Annotated in this window: 21 protein-coding genes and 1 pseudogene; 10 read left to right on the plus strand and 12 right to left on the minus strand. The window is 66.3% G+C overall.

All coding sequences use genetic code 11. The annotated features are described in order from the left end of the window. The 4 genes and pseudogenes from E3U47_RS25115 to E3U47_RS10125 all read left to right on the plus strand — a co-directional run. Positions 1 to 212, plus strand: a pseudogene (locus tag E3U47_RS25115) (hypothetical protein); the annotation flags it as partial. Positions 213 to 316: 104 nt separating this feature from the next. Continuing rightward, on the plus strand, positions 317 to 1,375 hold the full coding sequence (locus tag E3U47_RS10115) for a putative 2-aminoethylphosphonate ABC transporter ATP-binding protein (RefSeq protein ID WP_134691277.1): 1,059 nt from the start codon (positions 317 to 319) through the stop codon (positions 1,373 to 1,375). Position 1,376: 1 nt separating this feature from the next. After that, complete coding sequence (locus tag E3U47_RS10120) at positions 1,377 to 3,101, plus strand: putative 2-aminoethylphosphonate ABC transporter permease subunit (RefSeq protein WP_134691279.1); 1,725 nt, start codon at positions 1,377 to 1,379, stop codon at positions 3,099 to 3,101. Positions 3,102 to 3,131: 30 nt separating this feature from the next. Beyond that, positions 3,132 to 4,154: a putative 2-aminoethylphosphonate ABC transporter substrate-binding protein gene (locus E3U47_RS10125; protein ID WP_134691281.1), complete on the plus strand. Its 1,023-nt coding sequence runs from the start codon at positions 3,132 to 3,134 to the stop codon at positions 4,152 to 4,154. Positions 4,155 to 4,310: 156 nt separating this feature from the next. Here the strand turns inward: E3U47_RS10125 and E3U47_RS10130 are convergent, their stop codons facing one another. After that, positions 4,311 to 5,675 (minus strand): GTPase/DUF3482 domain-containing protein, encoded by a 1,365-nt coding sequence (locus tag E3U47_RS10130; RefSeq protein WP_134691283.1) that lies wholly within the window; start codon positions 5,673 to 5,675, stop codon positions 4,311 to 4,313. Continuing rightward, positions 5,668 to 7,059, minus strand: coding sequence for a DUF2868 domain-containing protein (locus tag E3U47_RS10135; RefSeq protein WP_134691285.1), 1,392 nt, complete (start codon positions 7,057 to 7,059; stop codon positions 5,668 to 5,670). Before E3U47_RS10135 ends, E3U47_RS10130 begins: the two co-directional genes overlap by 8 nt. Before the next feature lie 54 nt (positions 7,060 to 7,113). Between E3U47_RS10135 and E3U47_RS10140 the strand changes: the two genes are divergently transcribed. Further along, complete coding sequence (locus tag E3U47_RS10140) at positions 7,114 to 7,629, plus strand: dihydrofolate reductase (protein ID WP_134691413.1); 516 nt, start codon at positions 7,114 to 7,116, stop codon at positions 7,627 to 7,629. Between the two features lie 110 nt (positions 7,630 to 7,739). Here E3U47_RS10140 and E3U47_RS10145 read toward each other — a convergent pair whose 3' ends face one another. Beyond that, on the minus strand, positions 7,740 to 9,131 hold the full coding sequence (locus E3U47_RS10145) for an L-cystine transporter (protein WP_134691287.1): 1,392 nt from the start codon (positions 9,129 to 9,131) through the stop codon (positions 7,740 to 7,742). A gap of 247 nt (positions 9,132 to 9,378) precedes the next feature. Between E3U47_RS10145 and E3U47_RS10150 the strand changes: the two genes are divergently transcribed. Further along, positions 9,379 to 10,434, plus strand: a complete 1,056-nt coding sequence (locus E3U47_RS10150; protein WP_167659465.1) for a haloacid dehalogenase-like hydrolase — start codon at positions 9,379 to 9,381, stop codon at positions 10,432 to 10,434. Between the two features lie 142 nt (positions 10,435 to 10,576). Here the strand turns inward: E3U47_RS10150 and ilvD are convergent, their stop codons facing one another. Both ilvD and E3U47_RS10160 read right to left on the minus strand, forming a co-directional pair. Then, complete coding sequence (gene ilvD, locus E3U47_RS10155; protein WP_134691291.1) at positions 10,577 to 12,418, minus strand: dihydroxy-acid dehydratase; 1,842 nt, start codon at positions 12,416 to 12,418, stop codon at positions 10,577 to 10,579. 274 nt (positions 12,419 to 12,692) lie between these two features. After that, positions 12,693 to 13,889 (minus strand): class I SAM-dependent rRNA methyltransferase, encoded by a 1,197-nt coding sequence (locus tag E3U47_RS10160; RefSeq protein ID WP_134691293.1) that lies wholly within the window; start codon positions 13,887 to 13,889, stop codon positions 12,693 to 12,695. 268 nt (positions 13,890 to 14,157) lie between these two features. On the opposite strand from E3U47_RS10160, the gene E3U47_RS10165 reads away from it, so the two are divergent. Further along, complete coding sequence (locus E3U47_RS10165; RefSeq protein ID WP_177414216.1) at positions 14,158 to 14,976, plus strand: HDOD domain-containing protein; 819 nt, start codon at positions 14,158 to 14,160, stop codon at positions 14,974 to 14,976. Positions 14,977 to 14,979: 3 nt separating this feature from the next. Then, positions 14,980 to 15,792 carry a bifunctional DNA-formamidopyrimidine glycosylase/DNA-(apurinic or apyrimidinic site) lyase gene (gene mutM, locus E3U47_RS10170; RefSeq protein ID WP_134691297.1) on the plus strand — a complete coding sequence of 271 codons (813 nt, stop codon included), beginning with the start codon at positions 14,980 to 14,982 and terminating at the stop codon, positions 15,790 to 15,792. A 122-nt stretch (positions 15,793 to 15,914) separates the two neighbouring features. Here the strand turns inward: mutM and ggt are convergent, their stop codons facing one another. The 6 genes from ggt to E3U47_RS10200 form a co-directional block, all read right to left on the minus strand. Next, positions 15,915 to 17,597: a gamma-glutamyltransferase gene (gene ggt, locus E3U47_RS10175; RefSeq protein WP_134691299.1), complete on the minus strand. Its 1,683-nt coding sequence runs from the start codon at positions 17,595 to 17,597 to the stop codon at positions 15,915 to 15,917. Then, positions 17,597 to 17,848 carry a YfhL family 4Fe-4S dicluster ferredoxin gene (locus tag E3U47_RS10180; RefSeq protein WP_011531711.1) on the minus strand — a complete coding sequence of 84 codons (252 nt, stop codon included), beginning with the start codon at positions 17,846 to 17,848 and terminating at the stop codon, positions 17,597 to 17,599. Before E3U47_RS10180 ends, ggt begins: the two co-directional genes overlap by 1 nt. A 108-nt stretch (positions 17,849 to 17,956) precedes the next feature. Then, positions 17,957 to 18,436, minus strand: a complete 480-nt coding sequence (gene coaD, locus E3U47_RS10185) for a pantetheine-phosphate adenylyltransferase (RefSeq protein WP_134691301.1) — start codon at positions 18,434 to 18,436, stop codon at positions 17,957 to 17,959. A gap of 111 nt (positions 18,437 to 18,547) precedes the next feature. Beyond that, the gene (locus tag E3U47_RS10190) at positions 18,548 to 20,146 is read right to left on the minus strand and encodes a GMC family oxidoreductase (protein WP_134691303.1); all 1,599 of its coding nucleotides are present in this window, start codon (positions 20,144 to 20,146) and stop codon (positions 18,548 to 18,550) included. 50 nt (positions 20,147 to 20,196) lie between these two features. Beyond that, a complete protein-coding gene (locus E3U47_RS10195) occupies positions 20,197 to 20,682 on the minus strand; it encodes a twin-arginine translocation pathway signal protein (RefSeq protein WP_134691305.1) in 486 nt (161 codons plus the stop codon). Next, a complete protein-coding gene (locus E3U47_RS10200) occupies positions 20,682 to 22,112 on the minus strand; it encodes a coniferyl aldehyde dehydrogenase (protein ID WP_134691307.1) in 1,431 nt (476 codons plus the stop codon). Before E3U47_RS10200 ends, E3U47_RS10195 begins: the two co-directional genes overlap by 1 nt. 172 nt (positions 22,113 to 22,284) lie before the next feature. Between E3U47_RS10200 and E3U47_RS10205 the strand changes: the two genes are divergently transcribed. After that, positions 22,285 to 22,950 carry a TetR/AcrR family transcriptional regulator gene (locus E3U47_RS10205; protein WP_134691309.1) on the plus strand — a complete coding sequence of 222 codons (666 nt, stop codon included), beginning with the start codon at positions 22,285 to 22,287 and terminating at the stop codon, positions 22,948 to 22,950. A 35-nt stretch (positions 22,951 to 22,985) separates the two neighbouring features. Beyond that, positions 22,986 to 23,840: a sulfurtransferase gene (locus tag E3U47_RS10210; RefSeq protein ID WP_134691311.1), complete on the plus strand. Its 855-nt coding sequence runs from the start codon at positions 22,986 to 22,988 to the stop codon at positions 23,838 to 23,840. An 89-nt stretch (positions 23,841 to 23,929) separates the two neighbouring features. Here E3U47_RS10210 and E3U47_RS10215 read toward each other — a convergent pair whose 3' ends face one another. Beyond that, the gene (locus tag E3U47_RS10215) at positions 23,930 to 24,922 is read right to left on the minus strand and encodes a hydrolase (protein WP_134691313.1); all 993 of its coding nucleotides are present in this window, start codon (positions 24,920 to 24,922) and stop codon (positions 23,930 to 23,932) included. Positions 24,923 to 24,939: the final 17 nt, after the last annotated feature.

Here is a 24,939-nt window from a genome sequence, read left to right on the forward strand (position 1 = left end):
CCATGCCCGTCACCTCCCTACGCAAGGCCTGCGTTCGGCCTCCTGAAGTCGCGAAGTTACGGGCGGCGCCTGGGCTGGCGCAGCTGTCGCTCGCCGGGGTTGGCGCTAGCCTCTTGATCGCCAAAGCCAAAGCCAAAGCCAAAGCCAAAGCCAAAGCCAAAGCCAAAGCCAAAGCCAAAGCCAAAGCCAGCGGCTCGTACTTGCATGGCTAGTACAAAATCCATCAATACAACTATCAGCCGCTTTGGCCTCATCGCCATACAACCGTCTCATAGCCTTCCTAGCATGGCCCCCATCGCTTCGATGAGGACCGGCCATGAACAACGTCACCCCAGGCGCACAGATGAAAGTGCGTGGTATCCACAAACGCTTCGGCGCCTTCACCGCGCTCAACGACGTGTCCCTCGACGTCGCCGCCGGCGAGCTGGTGTGTCTGCTCGGCCCCTCGGGCTGCGGCAAGACCACCCTGCTGCGCTGCATCGCCGGCCTCGAGCGCCAGGACCGCGGCACCCTGCACATCGGCCATCGTGACATCTCCGAACTGCCGCCCCAGGCCCGCGACTACGGCATCCTGTTCCAATCCTACGCGCTGTTCCCCAACCTCACCGTCGAGGCCAACATCGCCTACGGCCTGACCGGCGACAGCCGCGACGCCACCCGCCAGCGGGTCGCCGAAATGCTCGAACTGGTCGGCCTCTCGGGCAGCGAAAAGAAATACCCCGGCCAATTGTCCGGCGGCCAGCAACAACGCGTCGCCCTGGCCCGCGCCCTGGCACCCAAACCATCGCTGCTGCTGCTCGACGAACCCATGTCGGCACTCGACGCCCGGGTGCGCGAGCACCTGTGCACCGAGCTGCGCCAACTGCAACGCCAGCTCGGCATCACCACCCTGATGGTCACCCACAACCAGGACGAAGCCATGCTGATGGCCGACCGCATCGCCGTGATGAACAACGGCCAGGTCGAGCAATACGCCACCCCCCAGGAAATCTACGACCAGCCGGCCACGCCGTTCGTCGCCGAGTTCGTTGGCCAAGGCAACTGGCTGCCGTTCCAGCGCAGCGGCGACAACCATGCCCAGGTCGGCGGCATGCACATGCGCCTGGCGAGCAACGCCGGCTGTGCCAGCAGTGGTCGGCTGTTCTGCCGCCCAGAGGCGATCACCGTCAACCCGCTGGTGCACGAGGAAAACCTGTTTCCGGCCAAAGTTCGCGAAGTCACCTTCCTCGGCAACCGCTGCCGCATGAGCTTCGAACTCATGGCCCTGCCGGGCCACGCGCTGCTCGCCGAGGTGGCGCCAGAGGCCATGCCACGTCTGGGCTCGCAGGACATCTGGGTGGCGCTGCCGCCGCAGAGCCTGCAGGTGTTTGCCTGAGATGGCCGCGTCCATGACCCAGCCGCTCATCCATGCCAAGGCGGCGCCGCGCACCGGCGTCGCCCTGGGTGACCGCCTGTTCGTCGTCGGCGGCAAGGGATTGCTGTTGGCCCTGCTGGTGTTCGCGGTGCTGATGCCGCTGCTGGCGATCTTCTGGAAGGGCTTCAGTGGCGAGGCTGGCCAGGGTGGTGGGCTGCTGGCTGCCCGTGAACTGTTCGCCAGCGCGAACTTCCACTGGCTGCTGGGCAACAGCCTGTCGGTGGCCTTCACCGTCGCGGCCATCGTCGTGCCGCTGGCCTATCTATTCGCCTACGCGCTGCAACGCACGCTGATTCCGGCCAAGGGCGTGTGGCGTGGCATCTCGCTGCTGCCGCTGCTGGCGCCGTCGATGCTGCCGGCCATCGCCCTGGTCTATCTGTTCGGCAACCAGGGCCTGCTGCGCGGGCTGCTCAGCGACAATATCTACGGCTTCTGGGGCATCGTCCTCGGCGAGGCCATCTACACCTTTCCCCATGCCTTGATGATCCTGCTGTCGGCGCTGTCGCTGGCCGACGCACGGCTGTTCGATGCCGCCTCGAGCATGGGCGCCGGGCCTGTCCGGGCGTTCTTCAGCATCACCTGGCCAGCTACGCGCCAGGCAGTGTTCGCCGCCTTCTGCCTGGTGTTCACCCTGACCATCACCGACTTCGGCGTGCCGGTGGTGGTGGGTGGCGATTACCAGGTACTGGCGCTGGAAGCCTACAAGGCGGTGGTTGGCCAGCAGCAGTTTGGCCGCGGCGCGCTGATCGGCATGGTGCTGCTGGTGCCGGCGCTGCTCAGCTTTGCCGTCGATGCCTGGCTGCGCCGGCGCCAGGGCCAGGGTATGAGTGGCCGCGCCCAGGTGTTCGAGCCCAAGCCGTCGAAGCTACGCGATGGCTGCTACCTGGCCATCGTGCTGCTGGTGTGCGCGGTGCTGCTGGTGGTGATCGGCATGGCGGTGTACTCGTCGCTGGTCAAGTTCTGGCCCTACAACCTGTCGCTGTCGCTCAAGCACTACATGTTCGACGACACCGCCGGTGGCGGCTGGCTGGCCTATCGCAACAGCGTGACCATGGCCCTGTGCACTGCCTTGATCGGCAGCGTGGTGATCTTCACCGGCGCCTACCTGATGGAAAAGACATCGGGGCTGCGTCCGCTCAACCAACTGCTGCGCCTGCTCAGCTTCATTCCCATGGCGGTACCGGGCTTGGTGCTGGGCCTGGGCTACGTGTTTTTCTTCAACCTGGCCGGCAACCCGCTGCATGTGTTCTACGGCAGCATGGCGCTGCTGGTGGTGTGTACCATCGCCCACTACCTGACCACCGCGCAGGTGACCGCCACCACCGCCCTGCGCCAGCTCGACGGCGAGTTCGAAGCCGCCGCGCTGTCGCTCAAGGCGCCGCTGTACAAGCATTTCATGCGCGTCACCGTGCCGATCTGCCTGCCGGCGCTGCTGGACATCATCCGCTACCTGTTCGTCTCGGCGATGACCACGGTGTCGGCGGCGATCTTCCTCTACAGCCCCGACACCATCCTTGCCGCCGTCGCCGTGCTGAACATGGACGACGCCGGCAACGTCGGCGGCGCCGCGGCCATGTCCACTCTAATCCTGCTTACCAGCGCCGCCGCTTCCCTGCTCCTTGCTGGCGCCTCACGCGGCCTGTTGCGCCGCTCCCAGGCCTGGCGCCAGCGCGCGCCGGGTCACTGACCGACTGCCCATACCCATAGGAAACGCATCATGTTCAAGCTCCTTGCACTTGCCGCTGCCGTATCCGCCGCCTTCACCCTGCAAGCTTCGGCCGCTACCCAGCTGACCGTCTACACCGCCCTGGAGGCCGAACAGCTCAAGAGCTACAAGCAGGCCTTCGAGAAGGCCAACCCGGATATCGAGATCAAGTGGGTACGCGACTCCACTGGCATCATCACCGCCAAGCTGCTGGCCGAAAAAGACCGCCCGCAGGCCGACGCGGTATGGGGCTTGGCGGCTTCCAGCCTGGCCATCCTCGACCAGAACGGCATGCTTGAAGCCTATGCACCGAAGGACCTGGGCAAGATCTCGACGAACTACCGCGACGCTGCCAACCCGCCAGCCTGGGTGGGCATGGACGTGTGGGCCGCGACTATCTGTTTCAATACCGTGGAGGCCGAGAAGCAAGGCCTGAGCAAACCGGTGAGCTGGCAGGACCTGACCAAGCCCGAGTACAAGGGCAAGATCGTCATGCCCAACCCGGCCTCGTCCGGCACCGGCTTCCTCGACGTGAGCGCCTGGCTGCAGACCTTTGGCGAGCCGCAGGGCTGGGCCTACATGGACGCGCTGCATCAGAACATCGGCCAGTACGTTCATTCCGGCTCCAAACCGTGCAAGCTGGCGGCGGCGGGCGAGTTCCCGATCGGGATTTCGTTCGAATACCCGGCGGTGCAGCTCAAGCGCCAGGGTGCGCCATTGGACATCGTGCTGCCGAAGGAGGGCCTGGGCTGGGAGATCGAAGCCACGGCGCTGATCAAAGGCTCGCCCAAGACCGACGCGGCCAAGCGCCTGGCTGACTTCTCGGCCAGCCCGGCGGCGATGGAACTGTACAAGGAGAACTTCGCCGTACTTGCCGCCCCGGGGATCGCCAAGCCGCAGACCGAGCTACCGGCCGATTACGAGCAGCGCCTGATCAAGAACGACTTCGCCTGGGCCTCGAAAAACCGTGACCAGATCCTCAGCGAATGGCGCAAGCGCTATGACGGCAAGTCGGAGCAAGTCGCGCAGCAGTAGGCCGCGGCCTCGTTCGCCGGCAAGCCGGCTCCTACCGGTCGCTGTAGGAGCCGGCTTGCCGGCGAACATTCCGTGCATCAGGAGCATGCCAGTGCTCTGCGACGGCGAGGACATGGGCGGCGATGGCGTGGTCAGCCACGAACGCATTGGCGCCGTCTACAGCTCCTCTACCAGGGCATCCAACTGCTCCTGGCGCTCGGCCTGGTTGACCTTGGCCCCGGGATTGAGCGTCGACCATTGCGGATGCGCTCTCGCCTTGCTCAGCGCCTCCGGCAGCTTGCCCTCGCGCCATGCCTTCTCGTCCGGTGCTTTCAGGCGAATGCTGTCCTGCGCCGCATGCCCACGCCCCTCCAACGCTACCATCAGTTGCTGCTGACGTAGCGCCAGCAAGCGCAACACCGTGTCGTCCACGGTCAGCTCACGTTGCCCCTTGAGCTTGCCCATCAGCCGCGATCCATAGTTGCGCGCGGTCTGCAGCGCACCGCCGGCAATCGCCCCGGCCAGGGCGGCGGCGCCGAGGGTCAGGCCGCCCACCAGCAGGTCCACCCCCGCGCCCGCCGCCGCGCCTGCGGCCACGCCGCCGCCCAGGCGCACGCCCAGCAGCTTCAAGGTCTCGGGGTTGAACAGGTCATCGCCCCAGCGGCCATCGAGCAATGGCAGGTCACCGGCGTTGGCATCCTCGCGGCGGAAGGCATAGAGCTTGAGCAGCGCCTCGACGCAGCGCTGCTCGCGCTGGCGCACATCGTGGCGCAGGGCCGCGATGGCCTGGGCCTCGGCGGCAGGTTCGGCGACGACGCCGCGCCGGCAGGCGGCGCAGTCGAGCAGCAATTCGGCGATCAGGCGCTTGCCGCTGTGCCGGCGGGCCAGGCGCTGGGCCTGCTGGTCGTCGATCAGCCGGCGCAGGGCTGGGCCGGCATCCTCCAGCAGCAGCGCCAGGCTTTCATAGAGGCGGCGCTCGCCATCCTCGGGCGGCGCCACGCTGTCGAACCGCACCAGTGCGTGCAGGCCCAGGCGAGCCAGGGCCTCGCGCCATTCCGGCTCGCGATGCTGCGGGCTGGCGACGAAGTTGAGCACCGGCAGCAGCGGTTTGCCACAGCCGGCCAGTACCTCCAGTTCGTCGCGGTACTTGGCTAGCACCGGTTCCCGGGCGTCGATCACGTACAGGCCGGCGTTGCTCGCCAGCAACTGGCGCAACACCTTGGCCTCCTGCTCGAAACGCTGGCGCGCTTCGCTGCCCTGGAGAAAACGCTCCAGGCGGGCCGGGCCGTCCAGGCGCTCGCCCGGGCGTTCCAGGCGTTCGAGGTAGTCGAGCAGGGCGATGGCGTCTTCCAGGCCGGGTGTGTCGTACAGCTCCAGCAGCGGCTCGCCATCCACCGACAGGCGTGCGCCTTCGACATGGCGGGTGGTGCTGGGGCGGTGCGAGACCTCGCCGAAACCGACATCGCGGGTCAGGGTGCGTAGTAGCGAAGTCTTGCCGACGTTGGTGTGGCCGACCACCGCCAGTTTCAGTGGCTCAGTCATGGCCTTGCTCCAGCCAGGTCAGGGGGAAGGTGTCGGCGTAGGGCAGGCCCAGGCGTTCCAGCGCATCGTGCCAGTCGCCCAGGCGCGCGGCGTCCAGCGCCTCGCCGGGTTGTGCCTGGAGCAGCCAGATCCGCGTTGCGCCGGCGTTGCGCGCCAGTTCGGCGAGCAGCGCCAGGCTGCCGCGGTCCGGCGAACGGCGTGGATCGCAGGCGATGGTCAGGCGTGCCGGGGGGAAGCGGCTGAGTTGTTCCAGCAACTTGTTGCGCGATTCGCGGCTGTCGAGCACGCCGGCATCGGTCACGCCCTTGGGCAGTGCGGGTGGCCAGGGGCGCTGGTCGTCCAGCTCCAGGCCGACCAGCAGGGCACCGCTGCTGCCGCTTTCCAGCTGCCCGGCCGCGAAGCGTGGCAGTGCCTCGGGCGCGGCGTCCTGCACGCCGATCCGCTCGCTGCGTGGCATCAGGCCTTCGCGCAGTTGCGCGTAACCGGGCAGGTTGAGGTCCAGGGCCAGGCGCGCGCGGCCCTGGCGCCAGCGCCACAGGCACAACGCGGCCAGCACCAGGCGCGGCAGCAGGCCGTAGACCAGCACCACGCCGAGCAGCCAGCTGGCCCAGGCCTGGCGTGCCAGGTCGAGGGCCGGCAGGCTGTCGCCGCTGGCGCGGATCATCGCGGCGTCCGGCACGTTGAAACCGAGCAGCGCGGGCAGGGCGCCCAGGGCCTGGGTCAGGCGAATGAAGGGTTCGGCGGCCAGTAGCGTGGTTTCCCAGACGAAGCCATAGCGCCGCGTCGCCAGCAGCGCCAGGAGCATGCCCAGGGCGCTGAGCATCGCCAGCAGCCACAGACCATGCACCAACAGGCCGAGCAGCCAGCGGTTCAGGCGCTGGCGCTGCAGCAACACCAGCAGCGCCGGGGCCAGTTGCGCGGCCTTGGCGTCGCGGGCGAAGCGCTCGCTCAGCCATAGCCACAAGCGTCCCAGCGCCGCGCCTTGATCGCCCGCGAAGCAGAAGCCCAGCGCCCAGCCGATCAGCAACAGCAGGTTGACCCCGAGCAGGCTGCCCAGGGCCCAGAACACGTTGACCGGGCGCTGGCCGTCGCCCAAGGCCGCCATGCCGAGGCCGGCGCCGCTGAATCCGGCAAACAGCAGCAGGGCCAGCAGCGCCAGGCGCGCGCCCTGCTTCCAGTGGTGCAGCGCCGTGGTCATGCCGTCGCGCTCGGCCAGCCACAGGGCGCGGGTTTCGATACGCGTTGCCAGGTCGCCGCCTTGCTGGCGGGCACGGCGGTTGGCCTCCTGGTCTTCCAGGGGCCCGGCGTGTTCCTCGCGCAGGCGCACCGCTTCGGTGAGCCAGCGCTTGTCGAGTGGCGTCAGTGCGGTCACAAGCTCTTCCATTGCACAGGTCAGGGCGCAAGCATAACCCACGTGCCCGATGCTATCCTCGCCGGCATGAATACATCACTCCCCCTCAGCCTGATCGCGGCGCTCGCCGAGAACCGTGTGATCGGCATCGATAACTCCATGCCCTGGCACTTGCCGGGGGACTTCAAGTACTTCAAGGCCACCACCCTGGGCAAGCCGATCATCATGGGGCGCAAGACCTGGGACTCGCTGGGCCGGCCACTGCCGGGGCGCTTGAATATCGTGGTCAGCCGCCAACCGGGGCTGCAGCTCGAAGGCGCCGAGGTGTTCGCCTCGCTGGAGCAGGCGCTGGTACGCGCCGAGCAGTGGGCGCGGGAGCAGGGTGTCGATGAGCTGATGCTGATCGGTGGCGCGCAGTTGTATGCGCAGGCGCTGGAGAAGGGGCTGGTGAGCCGGATGTACCTGACCCGGGTCGAGCTGTCGCCGCAGGGGGATGCCTGGTTCCCCGCAGTCGACGACAGCCAGTGGCACCTGGCCTCGAGCGCGGCTCAGGCTGAAGAGGGTAAGCCTGCCTATCACTTCGAGGTGTGGGACAAGGCTTGAGATTGCTGGGGCTGCTGCGCAGCCCTCTCGCGACACAAGGCCGCTCCTGCAGGGAATAATCGGCGCGGCGCGATTAGATGTAGGAGCCGGCTTTGCCGGCGAATGCGGCCTCAGGAGTGGTTCAACTCGGCATGCTCATCGTCGCCCAGCACCTGCTGGTCGGTCTGCTTGAGCAACTGGCTGGTGACCACGCCGGCGGTCATCGACCCATTCACGTTCAGCGCCGTGCGGCCCATGTCGATCAGCGGTTCCACCGAGATCAGCAACGCCACCAGCTCCACCGGCAGACCCATGGCTGGTAGCACGATCAGCGCGGCGAAGGTTGCGCCGCCGCCGACCCCGGCGACACCCGCCGAGCTCAGGGTGACGATGGCCACCAGGGTGGCGATCCACAGCGGGTCGAAGGTATCGATGCCCACCGCCGGGGCGACCATCACCGCCAGCATCGCCGGGTACAGGCCGGCGCAGCCGTTCTGGCCGATGGTGGCGCCGAACGAGGCGCTGAAGCTGGCGATCGACTGCGGCACGCCCAGGCGCCGGGTCTGTGCCTCGATGCTCAGCGGAATGCTGGCGGCGCTGGAGCGGCTGGTGAAGGCGAAGGTCAGCACTGGCCAGACCTTGCGCAGGAAGCGCAGCGGGCTGACGCCGGTCAGCGCCAGAATCACCCCGTGCACCACGAACATCAGGCCCAGGCCGATGTACGAGACCACCACGAAGCTGCCCAGCTTGAGGATGTCCTCGAGGTTGGAGCTGGCCACCACCTTGGCCATCAGTGCCAGCACGCCATAGGGGGTGAGCTTCATCACCAGGCGCACCAGGCGCATCACCCAGGCCTGCAACACGTCGATGGCCGACAGGGCGCGCTCGCCTTTGTCCTTGTCATCCTTGATCAGTTGCAGCGCGGCAAGGCCGAGGAACACGGCGAAGATCACCACGCTGATGATCGAGGTCGGCTTGGCCCGGGCCAGGTCGCCCACTGGGTTGCTGGGGATGAACGACAGCAGCAGTTGCGGAATGTTGAGGTCGGCGACCTTGCCCGCGTAGTCGTTGTGGATGGCTTGCAGGCGCGCGCTTTCCTGGACGCCGGCCACCAGGCCCTCGGCGCTTAGGCCGAACAGGTTGGTCAGGGCGATGCCGATCAGCGCGGCGATGGCGGTGGTCAGCAGCAGGGTGCCAATGCTCAGCACGCTGATCCGGCCCAGTGACGAGGCGTTGTGCAGACGGGTCACGGCGCTGAGGATCGAGGCGAAGATCAGTGGCATGACGATCATCTGCAACAGCCCGACGTAGCCGTTGCCGACCAGGTCGAGCCAGGCGATGGTGGCCTTGAGCACTGGGTGGCCCGCGCCGTACAGCGTGTGCAGGACCAGGCCGAAGAGCACGCCCAGCACCAGGCCGAGCAGGACCTTTTTAGCCAGGCTCCAGTCGGTGCGGCGGGTTTGCGCCAAGCCCAGCAGCAGGGCCAGGAACGCCAGCAGGTTGAGTGACAGGGGCAGGTTCATTGAAGCTCCAGTTGAAGGCGGAAGAGGCATCGCCTCTGTGAGCGATTACGAACGGAAATGCTAACAGCCTGAAAACAAACGAATTTATACCCAAAAGTAATTTACATAGTCGTTTATGGAATAACGACGTGTCGTTATTGGCAATCAACATGGCGTTTGTGGTTGCGTCGGCGTCGGTACCGAGCGTCTGGATGTCACAAATCGGGTCTAGGGTTGAGCGGCCACGTCTTTGGGAGAACTGCACATGATGTCTGCTCCGAGAATCCTCGCCGCCAGCCTGGCCTTGCTGTTGAGCGCCAACAGCTGGGCGGCCACCGAGCTCAAGCACTGGCCCGCCGAGGCCGCGAAACAGCTGGATGCGATGATTGCCGCCAATGCCAACCAGGGCAACTATGCGGTGTTCGACATGGACAACACCAGCTACCGTTTCGACCTCGAGGAGGCGTTGCTGCCGTTCATGGAGAACAAGGGCTTGTTGAGCCGCGACAAGCTCGACCCTTCGCTCAAGCTGATGCCGTTCAAGGACACCGCCGAGCACAAGGAGAGCCTGTTCAGCTACTACTACCGCCTGTGTGAAGTCGACGACATGGTCTGCTACCCGTGGGTGGCCCAGGTGTTCGCCGGTTTCACCCTCAAGGAACTGAAGGTCCAGGTCGATGAGCTGATGGCTTCGGGCAAGCCGGTGCCGGCGACCTACTTCGACGGCGACCAGGTCAAGACCACCGAAGTGCAGCCACCCAAGGTCTTCACCGGGCAGGCCGAGCTTTACAACAAGCTGATGGAGAACGGCATCGAGGTCTATGTGATCTCTGCGGCGTCCGAAGAATTGGTACGCATGGTCGCCGCCGACCCCAAGTATGGTTACAACGTCAAACCGCAGAACGTCATCGGTGTCAGCCTGCTGCTCAAGGATCGCCAGAGCGGCGCGCTGACCACCGCGCGCAAGCAGATCAGCGCTGGGCACTACGACCCCAAGGCCAACGAAGGCCTGGAACTGACCCCTTACCTGTGGACCCCGGCCACCTGGATGGCTGGCAAGCAGGCAGCGATCCTCACCTATATCGACGAGTGGAAGAAACCGGTGTTGGTGGGCGGCGACACGCCGACCAGCGATGGCTACATGCAGTTCCATGGCGTCGATGTGAACAAGGGCGGCATCCACCTGTGGATAAACCGCAAGGCCAAGTACATGGACCAGTTGAACGGGATGATCGCCAAGAACGCGGCGGCCCAGGCCAAGGAAGGCTTGCCGGTGACGGCGGACAAGAACTGGGTGATCGTCACGCCGGAGCAAATACAGTAATCGGTGTTGCTCCCTTCGCCGGCAAGCCGGCTCCTACAGGTCATGTGCCGACCCTGTAGGAGCCGGCTTGCCGGCGAAGAGGCCGGTACAGGCAATAAAAAAACCGGCGCACCAGGCGCCGGTTTTTTCATGCGTTCAGGCCTCAAAGCCCTTCGAGCATCGCCTTGTTGCGCACCGCGCCCTTGTCTGCGCTGGTGGCCAGCAGGGCATAGGCCTTCAGCGCGGTGGTCACCTTGCGTGGGCGTACTTCGGCCGGTTTCCAGCCCTTCTTGTCCTGCTCGATGCGGCGTGCGGCCAGCTCGTCGTCGCTGACCAGCAGGTTGATCGAGCGATTGGGGATGTCGATCAGCACCTTGTCGCCGTCCCGCACCAGGCCGATGGCGCCGCCTGCGGCAGCTTCCGGCGAGGCGTGGCCGATGGACAGGCCCGAGGTGCCGCCGGAGAAGCGGCCGTCGGTGAGCAGGGCGCAGGCCTTGCCCAGGCCCTTGGACTTCAGGTACGAGGTCGGGTAGAGCATCTCTTGCATGCCCGGGCCGCCTTTCGGGCCTTCGTAGCGGATGATCACGATGTCACCGGCTTTCACCTCGTCGGCGAGGATACCGCGCACGGCGCTGTCCTGGCTTTCGAAGATCTTCGCGGTGCCTTCGAACACCAGGATCGAGTCGTCGACCCCGGCGGTCTTCACCACGCAGCCGTCCAGGGCGATGTTGCCGTACAGCACGGCCAGGCCGCCTTCTTGCGAGTAGGCGTGCTCGACGCTGCGGATACAGCCGTTTTCACGGTCGTCGTCCAGGGTTTGCCAACGGGTCGACTGGCTGAAGGCGGTCTGGGTCGGGATGCCGGCCGGGCCTGCCTTGAAGAAGGTGTGCACGGCTTCGTCATCGGTCTGGGTGATGTCCCATTTGGCGATGGCTTCTTCCATGCTGCGACTGTGCACGGTCGGCAGGTCGGTGTGCAGCAGGCCGCCACGGGCGAGCGATCCGAGAATGCTGAAGATGCCGCCGGCACGGTGCACGTCTTCCATGTGGTACTTCTGGATGTTCGGCGCCACCTTGCACAACTGCGGTACTTTGCGTGACAGGCGATCGATGTCGCGCAGGTCGAACGCCACCTCGCCTTCCTGGGCCGCGGCCAGCAGGTGCAGGATGGTGTTGGTAGAGCCGCCCATGGCAATGTCGAGCATCATGGCGTTCTCGAACGCCTTGAAGTTGGCGATGCTGCGCGGCAGCACCGATTCGTCGTTCTCGCCGTAATAGCGCTTGCACAGCTCGACGATGGTGCGCCCGGCGGTGAGGAACAGCTGTTCACGGTCGGCGTGGGTGGCCAGGGTCGAGCCGTTGCCTGGCAGGGCGAGACCTAGGGCTTCGGTCAGGCAGTTCATCGAGTTGGCGGTGAACATGCCGGAGCACGAGCCGCAGGTTGGGCAGGCGCTGCGCTCGTACTCGGCGACTTTCTCGTCGCTGGCCGAGGAGTCGGCAGCGATGACCATGGCATCGACCAGGTCCAGGCCGTGGCTGGCCAGCTTGGTCTTGCCGGCTTCCATCGGGCCGCCGGAAACGAAGATCACCGGGATGTTCAGGCGCAGGGCGGCCATCAGCATGCCGGGGGTGATCTTGTCGCAGTTGGAGATGCAGACGATGGCGTCGGCGCAGTGGGCGTTGACCATGTACTCGACGGCGTCGGCGATGATCTCGCGGCTGGGCAGCGAATAGAGCATGCCGTCGTGGCCCATGGCGATACCGTCGTCCACGGCGATGGTATTGAACTCTTTCGCCACGCCACCGGCGCGTTCGATCTCGCGGGCGACCAGCTGGCCCAGGTCCTTCAGGTGCACGTGGCCCGGGACGAACTGGGTGAACGAGTTGGCGATGGCGATGATCGGCTTCTTGAAGTCTTCGTCCTTCATCCCGGTGGCGCGCCACAGGGCACGGGCGCCGGCCATGTTGCGGCCCTGGGTGGAAGTCTTGGAACGATAATCAGGCATGGAGCGCTCCTGGCGGCTTAATCAGGTCACTAATAGGGGAGTGAGCTTCTCTTGTCCTAATGCGCCGAAGGCCGATTGCCACAGGCAAGGATGGGAGTCGAAGGACCGCGCGGGATCGCCGCAGGCTCGACCAGAGCTCATAAACCCGCCGGGGATGACTGGCGATGAATAGGCCGATTCTACACCGCTGGCGCGGCGAGGGAATGCAGATGTGCAGGCCTGGAGAGGGGATTGCAGCAGGAAAGGGCCGCTTGGCGGCCCTTTTTGGCAGAGATCAGCTGTTTGGCAGCAAGCGGCAGGTGATGCTCTTGATGTAGCGGGTCTCGGCGATCGCCGGGTGCACCGGGTGGTCCGGGCCCTGGCCGCCGCGCTCGAGCAATTGCAGGTTGCGGTCCAGGTGGCGGGCGCTGGTCAGCAGGATGTTGTGCAGGTCGTCCTCGGGCAGGTGCATCGAGCACGAGGCGCTGACCAGGATGCCGTCCTTGTTCAGCATGCGCATGGCCTGTTCGTTGAGGCGGCGATAGGCCGCTTCGCCGTTTTTCAGGTCTTTCTTGCGCTTGATGAAGGCGGGTGGGTCGGCAATGATCACGTCGAAGCGCTCCTCGGCGGCCTTCAGCTCGCGCAGGGCCTCGAACACATCGCCTTCGATGCAGGTCAGTTTTTCGCTGATGCCGTTCAGCGCGGCGTTGCGCTCGACGCCGTCCAGGGCGAAGCCCGAGGCATCCACGCAGAACACTTCGCTGGCGCCGAACGCGCCGGCCTGCACACCCCAGCCACCGATGTAGCTGAACAGGTCGAGCACGCGCTTGCCCTTGACGTAGGGGGCCAGGCGCGCGCGGTTCATGCGGTGGTCGTAGAACCAGCCGGTCTTCTGCCCTTCGCGCACCGGGGCTTCGAACTTGACGCCGTTCTCCTCCAGCGGCACCCAGTCCGGCACTTCGCCGTAGACGGTGTCGACATAGCGCTCGAGGCCTTCGGCGTCGCGGGCGGCGGAGTCGTTCTTGAACAGGATGCCACTGGGCTTGAGCACCTGGATCAGGGCGGCGATCACGTCGTCCTTGTGCGCTTCCATGGTGGCCGAGGCCAGTTGCACCACGAGGATGTCGAAGAAGCGGTCGACCACCAGGCCTGGGAGCAGGTCGGAATCGCCGTATACCAGGCGATAGCACGGCTTGTCGAACAGGCGCTCGCGCAGCGACAGGGCCACGTTCAGGCGGTGCACCAGCAGCGACTTGTCCAGCGGCAGCTTGGCGTCGCGCGACAGCAGACGGGCGCAGATCAGGTTGTTCGGGCTCACGGCCACCACGCCCAGGGGCTTGCCGCTGGCGCTTTCGAGAATGGCCTGCTGGCCGGCCTTCAGGCCCTGCAGCGGGGTCGCGGCAACGTCGACTTCATTGCTGTAGACCCACAGGTGGCCGGCGCGCAGGCGGCGGTCGGCGTTGGCTTTGAGACGAAGGCTGGGCAGGGACATGACGTCGCTCCGGGAAAAAAGAGCGGGAGTATACCGCGTCGGCCCCGGATGCGCTGTGGGCCGCGACCAAGCGTGGGTTTATCGCTTCATCCTGTGGGAGCCAGCAAGGCTGGCTCCCACAGCGCTAAAGAAATTCTTGGATCCAACGATCCACTGATAGTTACCCTGCCGGAGTACAGGGTTAGAATTCCCCGTCCCCAGCGAGAGTGCACGCATGTCCCAGGAACTTACCGCCGAACAGATCCAGCAAGCCCTGCAGGGCATTACCATTCCGCCGCAGCCGCAGATCATGGTCGACCTGCAGTTCGAGCAGTACATGCCCGACCCGGACCTGGAGACCATCGCCAAGCTGATCGCGCAGGACCCGGGCCTGTCCGGTGCGTTGCTCAAGCTGGTCAATTCGGCGCAGTTCGGCCTGGCCAACAAGATCGGTTCGATCCAGCGCGCGGTGAACCTGCTGGGCAGCCGCTCGATCATCAACCTGATCAACGCCCAGTCGATCAAGGGCGAAATGAGCGACGAAACCATCGTCACCCTCAACCCGTTCTGGGACACCGCCCAGGACGTGGCCATGACCTGCCTGACCCTGGCCAAGCGCACCGGCATCCAGGCGGTGGACGAGGCCTACACCCTGGGCCTGTTCCACGATTGCGGCGTGCCGCTGATGCACAAGCGCTTCCCCAACTACATGGAAGTGCTGGAAGAGTCCTACGCCAAGGCCAATGACGAAGTTCGCGTGGTGGACACCGAAAACCGCGTGTTCAACACCAACCATTCGGTGGTCGGCTACTTCACCGCCAAGTCCTGGCGCTTGCCGGAGCACATCAGCGCGGCCATCGCCAACCACCACAACGCCGTGGCGGTGTTCCGCGACGAGTCCTCGCGCAACACCCAGACCCAGCTGAAGAACCTGTTGGCGGTGCTGAAGATGTCCGAGCACATCTGCGCCTCGTACCGTGTCCTGGGCAACCAGAGCGTCGATCACGAATGGAACATGGTCGGCCCGCTGGTGCTGGACTACATTGGCCTGACCGAATACGACTTCGAGCAGCTCAAGCAGAACATTCGCGAAATGGGCGGGCACTGAAGCATGCCGGAATTACCAGAAGTCGAGACCACCCGCCGCGGTATCGCCCCGCACCTGGAAGGCCAGCGGGTCAGCCGCGTGGTGGTGCGTGACCGGCGCCTGCGCTGGCCGATTCCGGAAGACCTCGACGTGCGCCTGTCGGGGCAGCGCATCGTCAGCGTCGAGCGCCGGGCCAAGTACCTGCTGATCAATGCCGAGGTCGGCACGCTGATCAGCCACCTGGGCATGTCGGGCAACTTGCGCCTGGTCGAACTGGGCTTGCCGGCGGCCAAGCACGAGCATGTGGATATCGAGCTGGAGTCTGGGTTGATGCTGCGCTACACCGACCCGCGGCGCTTTGGCGCCATGCTCTGGAGCCTCGACCCGCTCAACCATGAATTGCTCATACGCCTGGGGCCGGAGCCGTTGACCGAGCTGTTCGACGGCGAACGTCTGTTCCAGCTGTCGCGCGGGCGGTCGATGGCGGTCAAGCCGTTCATCATGGACAACGCGGTGGTGGTGGGGGTGGGCAACATCTACGCCACCGAGGCGTTGTTCGCCGCCGGCATCGACCCGCGCCGCGAGGCGGGCGGAATTTCCCGGGCGCGTTACCTGAAGCTGGCGATCGAGATCAAGCGTGTGCTGGCGGCGGCCATCGAGCAGGGCGGCACGACCTTGCGCGATTTCATCGGCGGTGATGGGCAGCCGGGGTACTTCCAGCAGGAACTGTTCGTGTATGGGCGCGGTGGCCAGCCGTGCAAGCTGTGTGGCAGCGAGCTGCGCGAGGTGAAGCTGGGGCAGCGGGCGAGCGTGTTCTGCCCGAAATGCCAGCGTTGAGTAACTACGTGCAGCGATCCCTGTGGGAGCGGGCTTGCCCGCGAACACCGGCGTAGCCGGTGCCAGGCACCGCGTTGCCTGGTTCGCCCGCAAGGCTGGCTCCTACAGGAATTTGAACCGGATCAGTCGACGACTGCCGCCTGCCCCACGCCTCTGGGATCACTGGCCGCCTCGACGGTCCCGCCAGTCTTGTTCCAGTACAGCACCTGCTGATTTCCGTACTGGCGCCCGACATCCTTCAGCCGGTACCCACGTCCTTCAAGCTCGGCCTTCTGCCGTGCACTGAACGTCCCCGGCTCATGCTCCAGCACATCCGGCAGGTACTGATGGTGATAGCGCGGTATTGCCGGCCACTCGGCCACCGGCCTGCCTTCGAGCAAACCCATCACCGATAGCAGCACCATGCTGGGTATGCGGCTGCCACCGGGGGTGCCGAAGCTGGCGAACTGGCCGGGGCTTTCGATGAAGGTCGGGCTCATGCTCGACAGCGGCCGCTTGCCCGCCGCCACGGCGTTCGCCTGGCTGCCTGCCAGCCCGTAGCTGTTGCTGGCGCCAGGATCGGCGGCGAAATCGTCCATCTCGTTGTTCAGCACCAGGCCCGTGCCGGGCACGCTGAAGGCCGCGCCAAACGGCAGGTTGACCGACAGCGTGGCGGAGACGGCATTGCCCTGGGCGTCGATCACCGAGAAATGCGTGGTGTGGTCGCCTTCGCGCCAGGCCGGCGCGGGGGGCAGGGCGCTGCTCGGCGTGGCCTGGTGCACGTCGATGCTGTCGGCTAGGCCGCTCAGGTAGTGCCGTGCCAGCAGGCGATTGACCGGGTTGCTGACGTAGTCCGGGTCGCCCAGCAGGCCGCGGTCGCGGTAGGCGCGGCGTAGCACCTCGATCACGTAGTGGCTGCGCTGCACCGGTTCGGCGCTTTGCCAGGGCAGGCGCTGGAGCATGGCCAGGCTCTGGGCCAGGGCGATGCCGCCGGCCGAGGGCGGTGGGCTGCTGATCAGCTCGCGCTGCTCGGCCAGTGGGTAGCGCAGTGGTTCGCGCCAGGCGCTACGGTAGCTGGCCAGGTCGTCGAGGGTCCAGATGCCGCCGGCCTGGCGCACGCCATCGACCAGGCGCTCGGCCAGCGGCCCGCGATAGAAACCGTCGCGGCCATGCTCGGCCATGCGCTGCAGGGTGGTGGCCAGCTCCGGCTGGCGGATCAGCGTGCCCAGGGCCGGCACGTCATTGGCGGTGAGGAACAGCCGGGCGCTCTCGGCGTCGTCACGCAGGGCGTTCAGGCGCATGGTCGCGCGGTCGCGGTAGATGCGGTCGACGGCAAAACCCTGGTTGGCCAGGCGAATGGCCGGGGCCAGGCTGTCCTTGAGCGGCAGCTTGCCGTGGGTGGCGGCGAGGTCGGCCAGGGCCTGGGGCAGGCCGGGAATGGCGGCCGCCAAGGGGCCGTTGATCGACAGGCCCGGCTGCACCTTGCCGTCCTTGAGGTACATATCGGCACGCGCAGCGGCGGGGGCGCGCTCGCGCGCGTCGAGGAAGGCATAGCGTGGCGTGTCGCCCGCTTCGCGCAACAGGAAGAATCCGCCGCCGCCCAAACCCGAGCCATAGGGCTCGACCACGGCCAGCGCGGCGCTGATGGCCACCGCGGCATCGAAGGCGTTACCGCCCTGCTGCAGGATGTGCTGCGCCGCCGCGGTGGCCTCGTGGTGCGGGCTGGCGATCGCCGAGCGGCCCGGGCCGGCGGCCAGGGCAGCGCTGGCCAGCAGCGCGAGAACGGCGCCGAGGGCTGCGTGGCGTATCGCGGCGACGAACGGCATCAGGCCTTGCCGGTGATCCGGCGGTACTTGGCCATCAGTTCGTCTTCGGTTTCCGGGTGGGCTTCATCCAGCGGGATGCAGTCGACCGGGCAGACCTGCTGGCACTGCGGCTCGTCGTAGTGGCCCACGCACTGGGTGCACAGGTTCGGGTCGATCACGTAGATCTCTTCGCCTTGCGAGATGGCGGCGTTCGGGCACTCGGGTTCGCAGACGTCGCAGTTGATGCAATCGTCGGTGATGATCAGGGACATGGGGACTCCGGCCTGGGCGTCGGGCCCGGGCATGTTTCAAAGCGATGGGGGCAATTGTGCCGGATTCGCGCCCGCAGTGCACGCGGGCGCGACATCCTGCCCCGTGGCTTACTTGCGGAAGCGCTCGGTCAGCGCGTCGGCCACGGCCGGGTGGACGAACTTGGTGATATCACCACCCAGCGCGGCGATTTCCCGGACCAGGGTCGAGGAAATGAACGAGTAGCGCTCCGACGGCGTCAGGAACAGGCTCTCGACGTCCGGTGCCAGCTGGCGGTTCATGTTGGCCAGCTGGAACTCGTACTCGAAGTCGGAGACCGCGCGCAGGCCACGCAGGAAGACATTGGCGCCCTGCTCCTTGGCGAAGTGCGCCAGCAGGGTGGAGAAGCCGATGACTTCGACATTGGGCAGGTGCTTGGTGACCTCGCGGGCCAGCTCGACCCGTTGTTCCAGCGGGAACAGGGGGTTTTTCTTGGGGCTGGCCGCCACGGCGATGATCACGTGGTCGAACAGTCGCGAGGCGCGTTCGACCAGGTCGCCATGGCCTTTGGTAATGGGGTCGAAAGTACCCGGGTACAACACTCGGTTCATCGCGTCATCCTGGCTGGAGTGCGTTGGGGAGTCGGATGGTAGCGCAGCGATTGCGCCCGGCCAAGTCGCGTGGCCGGCCGATGGCACTATAGACAGTACGGCCATTGGCTGTCATGCGCGTGCTGCCAGGCGGCCGATCAGCGCGTCGCTGAGCCGTGCGGCCAGGGCATATACCGATAATTGCGGGTTGGCGCCGATGCTGGTGGGGAATAGCGAACCATCGTGGATCGACAGGTTTTCCAGCTGGTGGTGGCGGCCGAGGCTGTCGCAAACAGCCTGGCGCGGATCTTCGCCCAGGGCGCAGCCGCCCATCACATGGGCGCTGCCCAGGCGCATGCGCAACAGTTGCAGGGGCAACTGGTCGATCATCGCCTGGGCTTGCCCGACCGTGTCGACATAGCGAGCGTCGCCGTGCACCGGCAACACCCGGCGGGCACCGGCGGCGAACTGGATCTGCGCCATGCTGTGCCAGGCGCGACGCAAGCCGTCGCGCAGGTAGTCGGTAACCGGGTAGTCGAGCACGGGCGAGCCGTCGCCGCGCAGTTCCACCTGGCCGCCCGGGCTGTCGGGGTGGAAGCCGTCGCGCAGCAGCGCCAGCATCACATGGGTGTGGGGCAGCTCGGCCATGCGCAGGGCGTTGTCCTGGCCATGACCGCCCAGCAGGGTGCTGGCCAGCGCCGGGTGCAGCGGCGGCACCTCGAGCTTGTAGCCGACCGGCCCGGCGACGCCCGCCTGCCATTGGAACTGGTCGCTGTAGATCGACTGCGGGGCGCCGTAGTAAGGGTCGATGCGTGCCTCGAACTGCGCGGCGCTGAAATTGACCAAGTGCAGGAAGGTGCGTTTGCCCAGGCGCTGGTGCGGGTCCGGCGCTTGGGAGCGCAGCAGCAGGGCCGGGCTGTTGATGCCACCGCCGGCCAGCACGTAGTGGCGGGCGCGCACGCGCACATGGCGCCCCGTGGGCTGGATACCCTGGGCATCGAGGGCCTGGCACTGCAGGTGGTCGATGCGCTGGCCGTCGTGGCTGAAACGTTCGGCGCGGGCCAGGTAGAGCAGCGCGCCGCCGTTGTCCAGGGTGGCGGGGATGCTGGTCACCAGCATCGACTGCTTGGCGTTGACCGGACAGCCCATGCCGCAATAGCCCAGGTTCCAGCAGCCGCGCACATTACGCGGGATCACCGCCCAGCGATGGCCTAGGGCTTCACAGCCGCGGCGCAGCACGTCGTTGTTGGCATTCGGCGGCAGGGCCCAGGGGCTGATGCCCAGGCGTTGCTCCATGCGCGCGAACCAGGGGGCCATGGCGGCGCTGTCCAGGCCTTTGACCGCGTGCTCCCGGGCCCAGTGTTCGAGGGTTTGCGGCGGTGTGCGGAAGCTCGAGGTCCAGTTGACCAGGGTGGTGCCACCCACTGCGCGGCCCTGGAGGATGGTAATGGCGCCATCCTTGCTCAGGCGCCCGAGGCCTTCCTGGTAGAGGTCGGCGTAGGCCTGGTTTTCCAGCAGGTGGAAGTCGCTGCTGGTCTTCAGTGGGCCTTCCTCGATCAGCAGCACCTTCAGCCCGGCGGCGCTGAGCAGCTCGGCAGTGGTGGCGCCTCCCGCGCCGCTGCCGATCACGGCGACGTCGGCCTCGAGGGTCTGGTCTTGCTCCAGGCGTGAACCGTCATGGGTGGTCCAGCCTCGTTCGAGGCCTTGGCGAAACGGGTCTGGCACGGGCATGGGCTTCTCTCTGGCGCCTATCGGGTGGTTGAAACCATGGGAGCGATGAGTCAGATCCTGGGTGGTCCGGGGTAGCCGCAGGCCGCCCAGGCTTCGGGGCGCTCGTACCAGGCCATCAACAGCAATTGCAGTAACGACGCATGTCCCTGGCGCAGCAGGCCCAGGGAACTGTCGCGCCAGCGTTGCAGAAACGCCTCGACCTGCGTGGCGTCAGCGTTTGCCCAACTGCCCCAGACCCCGGTCAACGGCCCGCGGGTCAGGGGTAGGCTCAGCACATCGAACAATTGCCGGCTGAGTTTGAGCATGGCTGGCGACAGTGCTGCCAGTTTGTGGTCGAGGCTATGCAGTACCAGCTCTGGGGTCGCCTGGGTGCCGGCCAGCACCACCGGGATCAACGCCCGCAGCAGCGCCAGGTCGTCCTCGCGCAGCGTGTGGTAGCCGGACGAGGGCGTCTGCTGGCTGCAACCGACCAGGCTGGTGGCGCCCAGGACCAGCGTGGCCCCCATGCCGAAGCGCAGCAACTGGCGGCGTTGCATCAGCGGATGAACAGCTTGTAGACCAGGCGTTGCAAGGCCTTGCCATAGGGCGGGTAGATCAGCCGAGCCGCATTGATGCGCTGCTTGGCCAGCACCGCCTTGGCCTTGCTGAAGGTCAGGAAACCCTCGTGGCCGTGATAGTGGCCCATGCCCGACGGGCCGATACCGCCGAACGGCAGGTCATCCTGGGCCACGTGCAACAGGGTGTCGTTGAGGCACACCCCGCCGGAGTGGGTGTCGCGCAGCACCCGCGCCTGTTCGCCGCGGTCGTAGCCGAAGTAGTACAGGGCCAGCGGGCGCGGGCGCTGGTTGATGTAGGCCAGCGCGTCGTCGAGGCTGTCGTAGGGCACCAGTGGCAGCAACGGGCCGAAGATTTCCTCGTGCATCACCTGCATGGTGTCGTCCACCCCCAGCAGCAGGTGCGGCGGCAGGCAGCGACCTTGACGCTGCTCTTCGGGGTACAGGTCGAGCACCTGGGCGCCGCGTTCGCGGGCGTCGCTCAGCAGGTGTTCCAGGCGTTGCAACTGGCGTGGGTTGATGATCGCGGTGTAGTCGGGGTTGTCGGTCAGGCGCGGGAACTGCCGACGCACGGCGCGTTGGTAGGCGTCGGCGAAGGCGCCGAGGCGATTGCGCGGCACCAGTACGTAGTCGGGCGCGACGCAGGTCTGGCCGGCGTTGAGGTTCTTGCCGAAGGCGATGCGCTCGGCGGCGGTGTCCAGCGGCACATCCGCGGAGACGATGGCTGGCGACTTGCCACCCAGCTCGAGGGTTACCGGGGTGAGGTTGTGCGCGGCAGCCTGCATGACATGGCGGCCGACGCCGGTGGCGCCGGTGAACAGCAGGTGGTCGAAGGGCAGGCGGGAGAAGGCCTGGCCCACCTCTACCTCGCCCAGCACCACACTGACCAGGTCGGCGGGGAACACCCGTTCGAGCAGGTCCTTGAGCAGCAGGCCGGTGGCGGGGGTGGCCTCGCTGAGCTTGAGCATCACCCGGTTGCCGGCGGCCAGGGCGCCGGTCAGCGGGCCGATGGCGAGGAACAACGGATAGTTCCACGGCACGATTACCCCCACCACCCCCAGCGGCTGGTACAGCACCTTGGCGCTGGCCGGCTGGAACGCCAGGCCCGCGCGCCGGCGCGAGGGCCGCATCCAGCGCTGCAGGTGTCGCTCGGCATGGCGCAGGCCCTGTACCGAGGGCAGCAGCTCGGCGATCAGGGTCTCGTCGCGGCTGCGGCCGGAGAAGTCACTGTCGATGGCGGCGACCAAGGCGTCCTGTTCTTTCACCAACGCTTCGCGCAGGCTCTTGAGCCACTGCCGGCGTTGCGCGGCCGGGGGCATGGAGTTGCCGGCGAATGCCTGGCGCTGGGCGGCGAACATCGTCTCCAGGGCGAGGTCGGATGTAACAGGAGGCGGGGTGGTGATCGAGGTCATGGCGCGGGCACCCGTGGTTGGTCGTTAATAGAGCCTATACTCTAATTCTTTCCACGGTGAGTGGTTGTTCTGCCAGATCAGCGGACATTTGCGCAGTTCGGCCCTGACGGCACCGGTCAATAGTCCGTAAGATGGCCCTTCATCAGAGAACGCCCGGAGACTGGAGCTGAGCATGGCCCCGCGCATGAAGACCCGAGAGCGCATCGTGCAGAACAGCCTGGAGCTGTTCAACCAGCAGGGCGAGCGCAGTGTCAGTACCAACCACATTGCCGCGCACATGGAAATCTCGCCCGGCAACCTGTACTACCACTTCCCCAACAAGCAGGCGATCATCGCCCTGTTGTTCAGCCAGTACGAAGAGCTGGTCGACAGCTTCCTGCGCCCGCCCCAGGGCCGTGTCGCCACCGTCGAGGACAAGCGCTTCTATCTCAAGGCGCTGCTGGCGGCGATGTGGAACTACCGCTTCCTGCACCGCGACCTCGAGCACCTGCTCGACAGCGACCCGGAGCTGGCCGCCCGCTACCGGCGCTTCTCGCGGCGTTGCCTGCAACAAGGCCAGGCGATCTACCGCGGCTTCGTCGAAGCCGGGATCCTGGCCATGGATGGCGCACAGATAGAATCGCTGACCATCAATGCCTGGATCGTGCTGACCTCCTGGGTGCGTTTTCTCAGCACTACCCGCGAGCATAGCGCGCACCTGGGTGAAGAAGCGTTCATGCGCGGCGTCTACCAGGTACTGGTGCTGGAGCTGGGCTTCGTCACCCCGGCCGCGCGCAGTGCCGTGGACACCCTCTGCGAAGAATTCCATGTACCTTTCAACCAGGCCCTGGAGCACTGAGCCAAGGCCTTCGAGTCACTTGTCAGGAGATTGTCATGCCCTTTGCGCAACTGATCACCCCGCAACAACTGGCCGAACGCCTGGACGCCCCCGGCCTGGTGATCCTCGACTGTCGCTTTGCTCTGGAAGATGTCGACTACGGTCAACGCAGCTATGCCGAGGGACATATCGCCGGCGCGCATTTTGCCGACCTGGAGCGTGACCTGAGCGGGCTGGTGGTCAAGGGCCGCACCGGGCGACATCCGCTGCCAGACCCGCAGCGGCTGGTCGAGCGCCTGCGCGAGTGGGGTGTGGACAATGACAGCCAGGTGGTGCTCTACGACGATGGCCCGGGTGCTTATGCCGCCCGTGCCTGGTGGCTGTTGGCCTGGCTGGGCAAGCGCAGCGCGGTGTTCATCCTCGATGGCGGCCTCAAGGCCTGGCATGCCGCGCATTTGCCGCTAAGCCTGGACCCGCCGCCACGGCGCGAGGGCACGTTCAGCGGTGAGCCGGACATGAAGCTGCTGATCGACGCCAAGCACTTGGCCGAGCGCCTGGGCGAGCCGGACTTGACCCTGATCGATGCTCGCGCGTTGCCGCGTTTCCGTGGTGAAGTCGAGCCGATCGACCCGGTGGCCGGGCATATTCCGGGGGCCCAGTGCGCGGCGTTTACCGACAACCTCGATGCCGATGGGCGATTCCTGCCGGCCGTGCAGCTCAAGCAGCGTTTTGCCGAGAAACTGGGCGATCGCTCGCCAGCGCAGTTGGTGGCCTATTGCGGCTCGGGCGTGACTGCTTGCCACAACCTGTTCGCCCTGGCGCTGGCGGGCTATCCGTTGGGACGTTTGTATGCAGGTTCCTGGAGCGAGTGGATCAATGATTCGCAACACCCCGTGGCGACCGGCGACTGACCTGGACCTGTAGGAGCCAGCCTTGCTGGCGATGCAAGGCGCAGCCTTGCCAGAAGGCCCATTCGTCAGCAAGGCTGGCTCCTACAGAGTCACCGCCCCTGCAGCAGCCATTGTGGAATCCGTCGCTCCAGGTAATACCCCGGATTGCGCAGGCTGCCGTCCACGAACCCAACGTGGCCACCCCGGCTGTGCAGCTCGAACTGTGTCCCTGTGGCCAGCTCATTGGCATTGGGCAGGCTGTGGCCGAACACGAATGGATCGTCGCTGGCGTGGATGATCAGCGTCGGCGTGCGGTTTTCGCCCAGGTAATAGCGGCTGGAGGCCCGCCGATAGTAATCGTGGGCGTCGTTGAAACCATTGAGCGGCGCAGTGACCCGCCCGTCGAAATCCCAGAACGTGCGCAGGTTGCGCAGCGAGCCGAGGCGCTCGAGGGCGGCCAGCCCTTCGTGGTGGCCCTGGTCGCGAAAAAGCCGCTGCTTGTTGTGCACGTAGCCGCGCATCTCGCGCATGAAATGCGCCTGGTAGACCTTCGAGAAACCCTGGCCGATACGGTCGGCGCACTGGTCCAGGCGAAACGGCACCGACACGGCCACCGCCGCCTCCAGCAAGCTGGCCGAGCCACTTTCCCCCAGGTACTTGAGCAGCACATTGCCGCCCAGCGAATAACCCACTGCATACAGCGGTGCCAGCGGGCGCTGGGCGCGCAGGTGGCGGAGGGTCTCGGCCAGGTCTTCGCTGGCGCCGGAGTGGTAGCTGCGCGGCAGCAGGTTGGGCTCGCCCGAGCAACCGCGCCAGTTCAGCGCGACGCTGGCCCAGCCGTGCGCCTGCAGGGCTTGCTGCAGGCCTTTGACATAGGGCGAGTGGGATGAGCCGGTCAGGCCGTGCAGTACCAGCACCAGCGGTGCCTCAGGCCGGTGCGGGCCGTGCCAGTCGAGGTCGAGGAAGTCGCCGTCGGCCAGCCACAGGCGCTCGCGCTGGCGCGAAAGGTCGGGGAGTTTGCGCCACAGTGGCCCCCACAAGGTTTGCAGGTGGGGGTTGGACAGGCCGGTGGCCGGGCAGAAGGTGGCGCTGAGGCTGGGCATGCTGGGGGGCTCGTGTT

This window comes from Pseudomonas sp. RIT623 (genome assembly GCF_004519305.1).
In the GTDB taxonomy this organism is placed as follows: Bacteria; Pseudomonadota; Gammaproteobacteria; order Pseudomonadales; family Pseudomonadaceae; genus Aquipseudomonas.